This window comes from Mesorhizobium sp. SARCC-RB16n (assembly GCF_008520305.1).
In the GTDB taxonomy this organism is placed as follows: domain Bacteria; phylum Pseudomonadota; class Alphaproteobacteria; order Rhizobiales; family Rhizobiaceae; genus Mesorhizobium.
The window spans coordinates 44,931-57,275 of the sequence record NZ_ML703257.1 but is presented as its reverse complement, the minus strand read 5'-3'; the positions used below and the strand labels follow the sequence as shown (position 1 = coordinate 57,275).

Annotated in this window: 10 protein-coding genes; 6 read left to right on the top strand and 4 right to left on the bottom strand. The window is 64.2% G+C overall.

Going from position 1 to position 12,345, the window contains the following annotated elements; translation table 11 throughout:
• Positions 1 to 40: 40 nt before the first annotated feature.
• The 6 genes from C7I87_RS05280 to C7I87_RS05255 all read left to right on the top strand — a co-directional run bounded on the left by C7I87_RS05280 (position 41) and on the right by C7I87_RS05255 (position 7,306).
• Positions 41 to 1,126 carry an ABC transporter ATP-binding protein gene (locus C7I87_RS05280; protein WP_149903216.1) on the top strand — a complete coding sequence of 362 codons (1,086 nt, stop codon included), beginning with the start codon at positions 41 to 43 and terminating at the stop codon, positions 1,124 to 1,126.
• The gene (locus C7I87_RS05275; protein ID WP_149903215.1) at positions 1,123 to 2,046 is read left to right on the top strand and encodes an ABC transporter permease; all 924 of its coding nucleotides are present in this window, start codon (positions 1,123 to 1,125) and stop codon (positions 2,044 to 2,046) included. Before C7I87_RS05280 ends, C7I87_RS05275 begins: the two co-directional genes overlap by 4 nt.
• Positions 2,043 to 2,843 carry an ABC transporter permease gene (locus C7I87_RS05270; protein ID WP_149903214.1) on the top strand — a complete coding sequence of 267 codons (801 nt, stop codon included), beginning with the start codon at positions 2,043 to 2,045 and terminating at the stop codon, positions 2,841 to 2,843. Before C7I87_RS05275 ends, C7I87_RS05270 begins: the two co-directional genes overlap by 4 nt.
• A 49-nt stretch (positions 2,844 to 2,892) precedes the next feature.
• Positions 2,893 to 4,479 carry a gamma-glutamyltransferase gene (ggt, locus tag C7I87_RS05265; protein ID WP_149903213.1) on the top strand — a complete coding sequence of 529 codons (1,587 nt, stop codon included), beginning with the start codon at positions 2,893 to 2,895 and terminating at the stop codon, positions 4,477 to 4,479.
• 258 nt (positions 4,480 to 4,737) lie between these two features.
• Positions 4,738 to 6,258 carry an acyl--CoA ligase gene (locus C7I87_RS05260; protein ID WP_188393737.1) on the top strand — a complete coding sequence of 507 codons (1,521 nt, stop codon included), beginning with the start codon at positions 4,738 to 4,740 and terminating at the stop codon, positions 6,256 to 6,258.
• Between the two features lie 67 nt (positions 6,259 to 6,325).
• Positions 6,326 to 7,306 (top strand): 2-dehydropantoate 2-reductase, encoded by a 981-nt coding sequence (locus C7I87_RS05255; RefSeq protein ID WP_149903211.1) that lies wholly within the window; start codon positions 6,326 to 6,328, stop codon positions 7,304 to 7,306.
• A gap of 592 nt (positions 7,307 to 7,898) precedes the next feature.
• Here C7I87_RS05255 and C7I87_RS05245 read toward each other — a convergent pair.
• The 4 genes from C7I87_RS05245 to C7I87_RS05230 form a co-directional block, all read right to left on the bottom strand.
• Positions 7,899 to 8,633 carry a hypothetical protein gene (locus tag C7I87_RS05245; RefSeq protein WP_188393734.1) on the bottom strand — a complete coding sequence of 245 codons (735 nt, stop codon included), beginning with the start codon at positions 8,631 to 8,633 and terminating at the stop codon, positions 7,899 to 7,901.
• 34 nt (positions 8,634 to 8,667) lie between these two features.
• Complete coding sequence (locus tag C7I87_RS05240; protein WP_149903209.1) at positions 8,668 to 9,879, bottom strand: hypothetical protein; 1,212 nt, start codon at positions 9,877 to 9,879, stop codon at positions 8,668 to 8,670.
• A 581-nt stretch (positions 9,880 to 10,460) separates the two neighbouring features.
• Positions 10,461 to 11,432 carry a branched-chain amino acid ABC transporter permease gene (locus C7I87_RS05235; RefSeq protein WP_149903252.1) on the bottom strand — a complete coding sequence of 324 codons (972 nt, stop codon included), beginning with the start codon at positions 11,430 to 11,432 and terminating at the stop codon, positions 10,461 to 10,463.
• A 22-nt stretch (positions 11,433 to 11,454) separates the two neighbouring features.
• A complete protein-coding gene (locus C7I87_RS05230) occupies positions 11,455 to 12,342 on the bottom strand; it encodes a branched-chain amino acid ABC transporter permease (protein ID WP_149903208.1) in 888 nt (295 codons plus the stop codon).
• Positions 12,343 to 12,345: the final 3 nt, after the last annotated feature.

Here is a 12,345-nt window from a genome sequence, read left to right as displayed (position 1 = left end):
CCGCCCCGCTCCTTCAGTCTCTGCCCGGGAGAAAACGATCTTGTCCATTGCACCATCCGCGCTGCCGATCAGCATGCGCCGGATCGAGAAGAGATTTGGCAGCGTGCCGGTGCTGCGCGACCTGAACCTCGATGTCGAAGCCGGCGAGTTCCTGACGCTGCTCGGCCCTTCCGGATCGGGAAAGACGACGCTGCTGATGATCCTGGCCGGTTTCGTCCGGGCCAATGGCGGGAGCATCAAGGTCGGCGGCGACGAGATCATCACCACGCCGCCGCACAGGCGCAATATCGGCATGGTGTTCCAGAACTATGCGCTGTTTCCGCATATGAACGTCTTCCACAACATCGCCTTCCCGCTGAAGCAACGCGGCGTCGCGGCCGCCGAGACGGCGCAGCGCGTGGAGAAGGCGCTGGAGCTGGTGAAGCTGCAGGGGCTGGGCGAGCGCCGCGTCGACCAGCTTTCCGGCGGCCAGCGCCAGCGTGTCGCCCTGGCGCGCGCCATCGTCTTCGAACCGCGCATCGTCTTGATGGACGAACCCCTGTCGGCGCTCGACAAGGGCCTGCGCGAGCATATGCAGATCGAATTGCGCGCGCTTCATCGCCGTCTTGGCATGACTACGGTCTATGTCACGCACGACCAGCGCGAAGCCATCACCATGTCGGACCGCATCGCGGTGATGAACGGCGGACGCATCGAACAGCTCGACCGGCCCGAAACCCTCTATGCCGCGCCGAAGACGCAATTCGTAGCCGGCTTCATCGGCGAATCGAATTTCATCCCGGTCGAAAGCCGCAACGGGTCGGTCTGGTATCAGGACAGGCTGATCCAGACCGGCGCACAGACGCCGCCGGCGGGTCCGCATCTGATGGTAGTGCGACCGGAGAAGCTGCGGCTGGTCACGGCAACCGAACCGTCGACCGGCACCAATGTGCTCGATGCGACGGTCAGCGACATCATCTACCAGGGCGACAGTTTCGTCTGCTACGCCAGCCTGAGCGACGGCCGCCAGCTGACGCTGCGCGACTATTGCCGCAGCGACGTGCTGGCAAGGCTGCCTGCTCCCGGCCAGCCGATCATGCTCGGTCTCGATGCGAAGGACACGATCCTGGTGGCGGCCGAGGGATGAGCGCGCAATCCCTCCTCCTGAAAGAGGCTGCCGGCCCGGGGCAGGACCTCAACGCGCAGGCCCTGCGCGCCGATGCGCGGCGCGAATCGTTGCGGCTGCTGGCGCTGCTGGCGCCGAGCCTGTTCCTTGTCTGCGCCATCATCATCGTGCCGATCGGCTGGCTGTTCTGGCTGTCGCTGTTCGACGAGACCGGCGCCTTCAGCGCCGCCAACTACGCACGCTTCTTCGAGCAGGCCTCCTACATCAAGACCTTCATCACCACCTTCAAGGTGGCCTTCATCGTCACCGGCGCCTGCGTGCTTTTGGGTTATCCCTTGGCCTACATGCTGTCGCAGCTGCCGCGCCGGGCGGCCTCGATCTGCCTGATCTTCGTCATCCTGCCGTTCTGGACATCGGTCTTGGTGCGCACCTATGCCTGGCTGGTGATCCTGCAGCGCAAGGGCCTGATCAACAGCTGGCTGATCGATCTCGGCGTGATCAGCCAGCCGCTGTCGCTCGCCAACAATTTTTCGGGCGTGGTCATCGGCATGACGCACATATTGCTGCCGTTTCTCGTTTTGCCGCTCTACGCCTCGATGAAGACCATCGACACCGACTGCCTGCGCGCCGGTATGAATCTCGGCGCCGGCCCGGCCGCGACCTTCCGGCAGATCTTCTTTCCGCTGTCGCTGCCTGGCCTTGCCTCGGGCGTGGTCATCGTCTTCGTGCTGTGCCTCGGTTTCTTCGTCACGCCGGCGCTGATGGGCGGCGGCAAGGTGGTGATGTGGGCGATGCGGATGGAACAGACCACCAGCCTCTATTCCAACTGGGGTGCGGGTGCTGCACTCGGCGTGGTGCTGCTGGTGGTCACGCTGGCGCTTCTGGGCCTGTTCCAGTGGTTGCTCGGCGCGCGCGCCACCGGCGTATGGAGTTCGCGATGAGTGGCGATATCGGCCTGCCGATCTCGCACCGGCAACGCCTGTGGCTCTACGGCCTCGGCGGCCTCGTGCTGTTGTTCCTGATCGCGCCGTCGATCATCATCGTCATCATGTCGTTTTCGGATTCGACGCTGCTGCAGTTCCCGCCGCAGCAATGGTCGCTGCGCTGGTACCAAAGCTACTTCCAGTCGCTGGAATGGCGCGACGCCACGATCGTGTCGGTGAAGGTCGCGATCATGACCGCGCTGGTGGCGACGCCGCTCGGCACCGCGGCCGCCTACGCCATCAACAGGGGCACGCTGCGCTTCAACGGCACCATCAACGCGCTGCTCACGGCGTCGCTGATCATCCCGGTGATCCTGGTCGGCATCGGCACCTTCTTCCTCTATGCACGCATCGGCCTCAACAACACGCTGACCGGCCTGGTCATCGCGCATACCGTGCAGGCGCTGCCGCTGGTGGTGCTGACGGTGCTTTCGGGCCTGCGCTCCTACGACATGAACCAGGAGCGCGTGGCGCGCAGCCTGGGGGCGGGACGCATCGCGGCATTCTGGCAGGTGACGATGCCACAGATCCGCTTCTCGATCGTCTCGGGCGCGCTGTTTGCCTTCATCACCTCCTTCGACGAAGTTGTCGTTTCGCTGTTCATTTCGGGCGGCGAGACCACGACCCTGACGCGCCGTATGTTCAACGCGCTGCGCGACCAGATCGATCCGACAATCGCCGCCATCTCGACCTGCCTGATCGTGTTGTCGGTCCTGCTGCTGTCGCTGGCGCAGATCTTCGGCCGCCGGCATTGATTTCATCGGCCCCATTCGCTTCAAGTGCCTCAAGGATATCCAGACCAAAATGCGTGATTTCCAGTTTCCCGGCCGCTCGCCGGTCCGTGCTACCGAAGCGATTGCCGCGACATCGCATCCGCTCTCGACGCTTGCGGCCATCGAGATGCTGCGCGCCGGCGGCAATGCCATGGACGCCGCGATCTGCGCGGCTGCCGTGCAGGGCGTGGTCGAGCCGCAATCGACCGGCATAGGCGGCGACTGCTTTGTCCTCTATTGCCCCAAGGGACAAAGCGAGGTTCTCGCCTTCAACGGTTCCGGCCGGGCGCCGGCAGCCGCGACCATCGACTGGTATCTGGAAAAGGGTTTCGACTGCATCCCGCTCCAAGGGCCGCATCCCGTCACCGTGCCAGGCGCCATCGACGCCTGGTGCCGGCTGCTGGAGGATCATGGCAGCAAGGGCCTGGCGGAAGTGCTGGCGCCGGCGATCCACTATGCCGAGAACGGCTATGTCGTGCACGACCGAGTCGCCTTCGACTGGGCCGACCCGGAAATCGATCTTTCCGCCGACGAACATTGCGCGCGCATCTTCCTGCCGGGCGGCACCGTGCCGAAGGCCGGCGACGTGCACCGGCAGCCGGAACTTGCCGCCACTTTGCGGATAATCGCGAAGCACGGCCGCGCCGGATTCTATGAAGGCGCGGTCGCCGACGACATGGTGCGCCGGCTCAAGGAGTTGGGCGGGCTGCATTCGCATGAGGATTTCGCCGCGACCCAGGGCGACTATGTGGCGCCGGTGAGCGTCAGCTATGGCGGCCATGAAATCCACCAGATGCCGCCGAACAACCAGGGGCTGACGGCGCTTTTGATGCTCAACGTGCTGTCGGGCTTCAAGCTCGGCGAACTCGACCCCAACGGGGCCGAGCGCCTGCATCTGGAGATCGAGGCCGGGCGGCTAGCCTACCGCGACCGCGACCGCTACGTCGGCGACCAGGACCATGTTCCGGTGCCGGTGGGAGAGCTTCTGTCGGCCGCCTATGCCGACCGGCTGCGCGCCGAGATCGACCGCGAGCGCGCCATGACCCACCTGCCTGACGTGCAGCTGCCCGGCAGCGATACGGTCTATATCTCGGTCGTCGACCGCGACCGCAATGCGGTCTCCTTCATCAACTCGACCTATTATTCCTTCGGCAGCGGCGTCGTCAGCCCGAAGACCGGCGTGGTGCTGCAGAACCGCGGTTCGAGCTTCACCCTGGATCCGGGCCACCCCAACACCATCGCGCCCGGCAAGCGGCCGATGCATACGATCATGCCTGGCATGGCGACGAAAAACGGCCGCGTGGTGATGCCGTTCGGCGTCATGGGCGGCGGCTACCAGCCGTTCGGTCATGTCCATCTTCTGACCAACATGATCGATTTCGGCATGGACCCGCAGCAGGCGCTCGATGCGCCAAGGGTGTTCTACAATGACGGCATGGTGGAGGCTGAGCGCAACGTACCCACCGAGGCGATCGAAGGCCTGCGCCGGCGCGGCCATGCCATCACCGAGCCGCACCATCCGCTTGGGGGCGGGCAGGCGGTCCTGATCGACTGGGAGAAGGGGACGCTGACGGGGGCATCGGACCCGCGCAAGGACGGGATGGCACTGGGGTATTGAGGTTTACGGCACGACTAATCGCATGGCAGCGCAGGCCCCCACTCCGGCCGCTCCGCGGCCACCTCTCCCCCATTTCATGGGGGAAGAGGAAATGCCAAACGCCGAGGTCGCAACCTTTGAAGGCCGGGGTTTTCCTCTCCCCCACAACGTGGGGAGAGGTGGCTCGGCGAAGCCGAGACGGAGTGGGGGCAGCGCCAACATAGAAAAATTGGCGCGCTGGACTTTCACAAGCAGTCACATGAAACATAGCCGGTGATCATGACCCAAAATCATCCAGACCTCTCCCGCCGCCTCGTCGCCGGCGCCGATGCCGCGCCAGCCATCCTGGCACCCGACAGGCCCGCACTCACCCATGGCGGCCTGCGCGCGCTGATCACGACGATCGCCAGGCAACTGCACGCCCTCGGCGTCGGTCGGGGCGATCGGGTAGCGATCGTACTGCCGAACGGGCCTGAGATGGCGACGGCCTTCATCGCGGTCGCTACCACTGCCTCCACGGCGCCGCTCAATCCCGCCTACCGGGCCGACGAACTCGACTTCTACCTGACCGACATCGGCGCGAAGGCGATCCTCGTCGCGGAGAACGAGACCGGCCCGGCGGTGACGGTGGCCGAGCGTCTCGGCATCGGCGTGCTGCGGCTCATCGTGCCGCCAGACGCGCCGGCCGGCAGCTTCACCATCGAAGGCGCGGCGGTGGGACCGCAGGCGGCGTCCGCCATGGCGGGGGATGACGACATCGCGCTTTTGCTGCACACGTCCGGCACGACGTCGCGGCCCAAGCTGGTGCCGCTCAGCCATGCCAATGTCGCGGCCTCCGCCCGCCATATCGGCACGACGCTCGGCCTGACGGCCAGCGACCGCTGCCTCAACATCATGCCGCTGTTCCACATCCATGGGCTGATCGCGGCGGTGCTGTCGTCGCTGGCATCGGGCGGCAGCATCCATTGCACGCCGGGCTTCAACGCGCTGCGCTTCTTCCAGTGGCTGGGCGACGCCAGGCCGAGTTGGTACACCGCCGTGCCGACCATGCACCAGGCGATACTGGCGCGCGCGGCGCGCAATGCCGAAGCGCTGGCGGCGGCACGCCTGCGCTTCATCCGCTCATCCTCGGCGTCGCTTCCGGCGCAGGTGATGACGGAACTCGAAGCGACCTTCGGATGTCCTGTCATCGAGTCCTACGGCATGACCGAGGCCGCGCACCAGATGGCGTCGAACCGGCTGCCGCCGGGTCTGCGCAAGCCGGGCAGCGTCGGCGCCGCCGGCGGGCCGGAGGTGGCTGTCATGGCACCGGACGGGCGGCTGCTCGAACCAGGCGAGACTGGCGAGATCGTCATTCGCGGACCCAATGTCACGTCAGGCTACGAGAAGAACCCGGACGCCAACGCGACGGCCTTCGCGCATGGCTGGTTCCACACCGGCGACCAGGGCGTGCTCGACAGTGACGGTTACCTCAGGGTCACCGGCCGGCTGAAGGAGATCATCAATCGCGGCGGCGAGAAGATCTCGCCGCTTGAGGTCGACGACGTGCTGATGGACCATCCGGCGGTGGCGCAGGTCGTCACCTTCGCCATGCCGCATGACAAGCTCGGCGAGGAGGTGGCGGCGGCCGTGGTGCTGCGCGAAGGCATGAGCGCCACCGAGGGCGACATCCGCGCCCACGCCGCGACACGGCTCGCCGACTTCAAGGTGCCGCGCAAGGTGCTGATCCTGGACGAGATCCCCAAGGGCGCGACCGGCAAGCTGCAGCGCATCGGGCTTGCCGCCAAGCTCGGGCTCTAATGCATGTCGCTTGGAAGTGTCCTCGGTTCCGAGATAACGACATGCATAGTATCAAAGGCTCACCATGATGAAGATCACCATCTTCGGCGCCGGCGCCATCGGCGGCTATCTCGCCGCCAAGCTGGCGATCGCCGGGCGCACTGACCTGTCGATCGTCGCACGCGGCGCGCATCTGGAAGCGATCAAGGCAAATGGCCTGATCCTGATCGAGGATGGCAAGGAAACGACCGCCTCCGTCCGCGCCGCCGCCAAGGCGGAAGAGCTTGGCGCGCAGGATTATGTCGTGCTGGCGCTGAAGGCGCATTCCGTCGCGCCAGCGCTCGACCAGATCGCCCCGCTGCTTGGCGACCACACATCGGTCGTCACCATGCAGAACGGCGTGCCCTGGTGGTATTTCTACAAGGCCGGCGGCGCGCTCGAAGGCACCAGGCTGCATCAGGTCGACCCCGGCGGCACGATCTGGGGCCGGCTCGGACCGCAGCGCGTCATCGGCTCGGTGGTCTACCCCGCCGTCGAGGTCGATGCGCCAGGCCTGATCCGCCATGTCGAAGGCAGGCGCTTCTCGCTTGGCGAACCCTCGGGCGAGAAGAGCGAACGGGTCACGCTTCTGGCCGGGGAGATGGTCAAGGCCGGGCTGCAGGCGCCGGTGCGCGACGACATACGCGGCGAGATCTGGGTAAAACTGTGGGGCAACCTCTCCTTCAACCCGATCTCGGCGCTGACCGGCAGCACGCTGGCCGCAATCGTCGCCGACGAGGGCACCCGCCAACTCGCCCGCAGCATGATGCTGGAAGCGCAAGCGATCGGTGAAAGCCTCGGCGTGCGCTTCCCCATAGACGTCGACCGCCGCATCATGGGCGCCGGCGACGTCGGCGAACACAAGACCTCGATGCTACAAGACCTGGAACGCGGCCGCCCGATGGAGATCGACGCGCTGGTGGGGGCCGTGCAGGAGCTGGGGCGGCTGACGGGCAAGCCGACTCCGGCGATCGATGGGGTGCTGGCGCTGGTCAGGAGGCTGGCGGTGGAGCGGGGGGGTTATGGGTGACACGGGGACCGGCATCGGTTAGTGCCTGCCGTCCCCGAGTGACCCGAGTGAGATGTCCATAACTCTACCGTTGGACGGCCGCTTTGCGTCCTCATTGCGGTCACTAAGGAAGTCTTTGCCGCCACCCGAAAGCAGACATTCCCGGCGAAGACGCGATCGGATGATGGCGAACGCCACTGATTGCCGCCGCTGCCGTCGTCAAAAGGTTCAGGCATCGTCTATGTGTGTTGCGGATAGCTGGCGCTATCGAGCTGCGTCCATCGTGGAGTTCGCTGGGTTGAGGGGAATGCTCATTCCTTCTTCGCGAGGGCCCGGACCATCAATGGGTATTCCTCATCGTTGCTGAGATCGCGCCACAGGCCGTAACCATGACATGTCCTGCCAGTCGCACGGCTCATGGCGGCTGGATTGCGAAGCGACGGCAGTTTTGGGCCTCATGTCGGCAGTAGAAGTCAATTCTGCCTTCTGCCTGAAGAGCAGACATCGCTGCGGTAGTCGGCCGTGTGGCAGATGACGGTGACATTTACCAGGCCCAGGCCCGAGCCGAGCGCCCCTTCGGCAGAGCGCCGTGTCTCCGCTTACAAGCCTGGTGCTATATTATTGCAGTGACCCTGCCCGCCGCATCGAGGCGACAACCGACGCGCGCCTGCCGGACTTCGATGCCACCTTCTCTTGTGTAGTCTATTCGCACCTCGATCGGCGCCGTGAGTGCGCCTCGACGTTGACGCAAGGTACCTGCGCTTGCCGCGTTGACACGGATGGCGCCAAGCGGCGTCGCAGCGGACATGATCGCCGCGCGGCAGGCGCGCACCACGGCGGCTGGCGTACCGGGTTTCCCTTTCAGTGGTGCCAGAGAGCCAAAAGGATAGCCTTTGGTGGCTTGCGCGGACCCATCGCCACCAGCTCGAGGGGGCATGAGGGCGGGTGGCAGGACGATCGATTGCTTGGCGGTCTTGGCAGAGGGGGTCGCTGTCGTGACTGCGGTCGCATTACCGGGAGCAGTCGTCGATTCGTTTCCGGCGGCTGGATCGTCGCCCACACCGATACCTGTCGAAACGCCTCCGCTTGTGTCGCCGACGTTGGCGCCGGCACTAACGCCTCCGTCGATTGTTCCGTTGCCCGCGCCGACCGAAGCTCCAACGTTTGCTCCGTCTACACCACCGACGCTCGCGCCCACCCCTACAGATGCGCCTTTGGAACCGACGTTCAATCCGCCGCCGATCCCGATACCGCCGGAATTACCGCCTATGCTTGCGTCAAGAGCCGAGGCAGGCCCGATTGTGATCCCGATTGTCAGCACGGCTGCAACGTATTTTTTCACTATCATATTCCCCTGCGGCATACATTTCGTTCGCTGGTCCTCACTGGCGCCGGTTGAGCTTTTTCGGTGGTCGCGTTGGGAGCAATGCGGCGGGAAGATCGATGGTTGTCAGCAGAACAGGTTGCGGTGACCTTTGGGCCTTCGCTTTCTGTTTTTCCGGCAAGCTCGGTTTTCGGGTTGGTTGGGCGCCAGCACGCGACAACGTGCTTGCAGGTGCACCTGCGGGGACAGGTGCTTTCGGCGCGCGCTCTACATCAGCAGCGCGAGGCTTAACCTTGCCGATGTCAATTGCGTCGCGCGCGGCACTGAGGCTGCGGGCTAGACCGGTGGCCCTTTCACGCTCTTCGTCCAGCGCAGCACTCAATTCTATCGAGCTCTGCTCTAAAGCCTCGCGTTCCTTGCCAACAATGTCGAGTTCACGAAGGGCTGAATCTGCTCGCTCCCGTTCCAGTTTGCGTGCTTCTCCAGCTTGCTTTAGAGCCGCCTCGGCCACCTGTCGGTCCTTTATGGCGTTGGCCTGATCGACCGTAGCCAGGTATGCGTCTTTCTTAAGAGCATCAATAGTTTGGCGAGCCGTGGTGAGTTCTTGTTCCAGGAGTTCAACCTTGTGCCGCTCGTCATCAAGCGCTTGCTTCGCAGCATCCACAGAGGCTTCCACAGCGGGGGGCGCTCCAATGGCGGCCGTCTCGTTGTCCCAGCGACTGGCTTCGGTCCTGAAGCTTTCGATAACGCGCTGCGCCGTCTGCAGATCGAGCTCGAGCGCTTCGTCTGTTCGTCGCTGCTCCTTTAGAGCCTGCGCTTGCTTAGCTGCCTGGGCCCTTGCGTCACGTGCGTCGCGCTGCATGACGTCCAACTCCGCGCGTGCTTCGGCCAATTCACGGCGTAGAGCCTCCTCATGCTCGCCGGGCGGCGTTTGTGCGCCCTCCTCGAGTGCCTGCGCTTCGCTGAGCACCGGCTCTCCAGACATATGGGACGCGCTCGGTTGCGCCTTGCCCGGTTCTTTCTTGATAACCGTGAGATCCGGCGCCAAGACCGACGAGGTGTCGTTGGCTGCGGCAGCCGCCGACGCTTCTGGCACCGACTGACTATTTGCCGGACATGCCAATAGCAGAACGAGGCATAACGAAACAAAGGGCAGCATGGTGTTACATCCACTGCCGTCTATCCCTTGACGCAAAATCAAAGGCCCTCGTTTAATTAACATGAAATCAAAGCGGGGAGATGCCGACCTGGTACTCTGCAGATGATTCATCACAGAACCTCAACGACCGCGGCCCTCACCGCTATTGTATTCTCCGCTTACTGCACGCCGCGGCGCTGGACGCCCTACCACAATGCTAATGAAGCACCGTCGGCAAGGCCGAGACCGAATGAGGCGTAGAGGCTATCTCTTGTTTTCTTACTTTGTCATCATCAGTTCGAAGTAGATGGCATGCGGCTCACGAGCTCCTCAATATCGCCGTTTTACCCCGCCGCCGGCCGGGCCGACAGCGTTCTATCAAAGTTATCGCTAAACAGTCTCGCCAGTCATTTGGCTCCAGCACGCGGCCTGAATCCGATTGCGAGGAGATCCCCGCGAACGAGGCGGATCGGACGGAATAAGTTTCGGAAATGCGCCTTTCGGCAGGCGTTCTTTTCCTGGCTTGGGCAAGGCCGATATAGGTGGGCACGAAATGCCTAAGTGGGGCAGGAATTGGGTCAGGCAGATACCGACCTGAAGGTCCGCTCTTTAACATACGAGCCCGAAGCTGTCCGTCTGCAGTCGGCCCCAACCCGGTCACTTACCACGCAAATGCCGGATCACCGGTAGCGGTGCAAAAAGAACATTCTCGGTCACCCCTTCCCCGTCCGCCCAATCACCCGCGCATAAAGCTCCCCGACAATCCCGCGCCGAAACACCAGTACGCAGACCATGAAGATCAGCCCGGTGGCGATGGTCACGGGGAAACCGGAGGTGGCCAGCGTGTTTTCCAGGCCGACGACTAGGCTGGCGCCGATGATGGGGCCGACCATGGTACCGATGCCGCCGAGGAGCGTCATCAGGATCACTTCGCCCGACATCTGCCAGGTGACGTCGGTGAGCGTGGCGAACTGGAAGACGATCGCCTTGAGCGAGCCCGCGAGCCCCGCCAACGCCGCCGACATGACGAAGGCGCCGAGTTTGTAGCTGGCTACGGAATAGCCGAGCGAAATGGCGCGGTTCTCGTTTTCGCGGATCGAGCGCAGGATCATGCCGAAGGGCGAATTGACGATGCGCCAGATGGCGAAGATGCCGAGCAGGACCACGACAAGCACGAAGTAGTAGATGTTCATCGGGGCGTTGAGGTCGAGGATGCCGAACAGGACGCCGCGCGGCACGCCCTGGATGCCGTCCTCGCCTTGCGTGAACGGCGCCTGCACGCAGAAGAAGAAGAACATCTGCGACAGCGACAGCGTGATCATGGCGAAATAGATGCCTTGCCGACGAATGGCGAAGAAACCCATGACGAGGCCGAGCAGTGCGGCGCCCGCCATGCCGAGCAGGATGCCGGCTTCCGGCGGCCAGCCCCACACCTTGACGGCGTGCGCGGTGAAGTAGGCCGCGCCGCCGAAGAAGGTGGCGTGGCCGAACGACAGCAGGCCGGTATAGCCGAGCAGGAGATTGAAGGCGCAGGCAAACAGCGCGAAGCACAGCATCTTCATCAGGAAGATCGGGTAGACGAAGAAGGGGGCCGCCAGCAGCGCCAGTATGCCGAGCCCGACCAGCGCCCATTCAAGCCTTGCCGAGGGTTTGGCCGATGCCTCACGAAGCGCCAGCTCGGCCATCTCGGATGTTCCTTCCGCCATGTCAGGCGTCCCTTCCGAACAGGCCGGCGGGCCGGACCAAAAGCACGATCGCCATGATGACGAAGACCACCAGGTTGGAGGCCTCGGGGTAGAAGACCTTGGTCAGGCCTTCGGCCAGGCCGAGCATGTAGCCGGTGACGATGGCGCCGAGGATCGAGCCCATGCCGCCGACCACGACGACCGCGAAGACGACGATGATGAGATCCGACCCCATTAGCGGGCTCACCTGATAGATGGGTGCGGCCAGGATGCCGGCGAGCCCGGCGAGCGCCGAGCCGAGGCCGTAGGTGAGGGTCAAAAGCAACGGCACGTTGACGCCGAAGGCCTGGACGAGACGAGGATTTTCGGTCGCGGCGCGCAGGTAGGAACCGAGCCTGGTCTTCTCGATCAGCGCCCAGGTGCCGAAGCAGACGATCAGCGAGGCGACCACGACCCAGCCGCGATAGTTGGGCAGGAACATGAAGCCGAGATTGGTGCCGCCGGCCAGCAGCGTCGGCACGGCGTAGGGGTTTCCCGACACGCCGTAATAGTAACGGAATATGCCTTCGAGCACGAGCGCGAGACCGAAGGTGAAGAGCAGGCCGTAGAGCGGATCGGTGTCGTAGAGCCGCGACAGCGCCAGGCGTTCGACCACGACGCCGAACAGGCCGACGACCAGCGGCGCCAGGATCAGCGCCGGCCAATAGCCGATGCCGAGATGGGTGAGCAGGAGATAACCGACGAAGGCGCCGAGCATATATTGGGCGCCATGGGCGAAGTTGATGACGCGCAGCAGGCCGAAGATTACGGCCAGCCCCAGGCTGAGCATGGCGTAGAAGGAGCCGTTGATCAGGCCGACCAGCAACTGGCCGAGCAATGCCTGGACGGGGATGCCGAAGATCATCGTCATGGC

Excerpts from the sequence above, each read along its gene's own strand:
- C7I87_RS05275 (WP_149903215.1), top strand. The coding sequence starts at position 1,123 with ATGAGCGCGCAATCCCTCCTCCTGAAAGAGGCTGCCGGCCCGGGGCAG.
- C7I87_RS05270 (WP_149903214.1), top strand. The coding sequence starts at position 2,043 with ATGAGTGGCGATATCGGCCTGCCGATCTCGCACCGGCAACGCCTGTGG.
- ggt (WP_149903213.1), top strand. The coding sequence starts at position 2,893 with ATGCGTGATTTCCAGTTTCCCGGCCGCTCGCCGGTCCGTGCTACCGAA.
- C7I87_RS05260 (WP_188393737.1), top strand. The coding sequence starts at position 4,738 with ATGACCCAAAATCATCCAGACCTCTCCCGCCGCCTCGTCGCCGGCGCC.
- C7I87_RS05255 (WP_149903211.1), top strand. The coding sequence starts at position 6,326 with ATGAAGATCACCATCTTCGGCGCCGGCGCCATCGGCGGCTATCTCGCC.
- C7I87_RS05245 (WP_188393734.1), bottom strand. The coding sequence starts at position 8,633 with ATGATAGTGAAAAAATACGTTGCAGCCGTGCTGACAATCGGGATCACA.
- C7I87_RS05240 (WP_149903209.1), bottom strand. The coding sequence starts at position 9,879 with ATGAATCATCTGCAGAGTACCAGGTCGGCATCTCCCCGCTTTGATTTC.
- C7I87_RS05235 (WP_149903252.1), bottom strand. The coding sequence starts at position 11,432 with ATGGCCGAGCTGGCGCTTCGTGAGGCATCGGCCAAACCCTCGGCAAGG.
- C7I87_RS05230 (WP_149903208.1), bottom strand. The coding sequence starts at position 12,342 with ATGACGATGATCTTCGGCATCCCCGTCCAGGCATTGCTCGGCCAGTTG.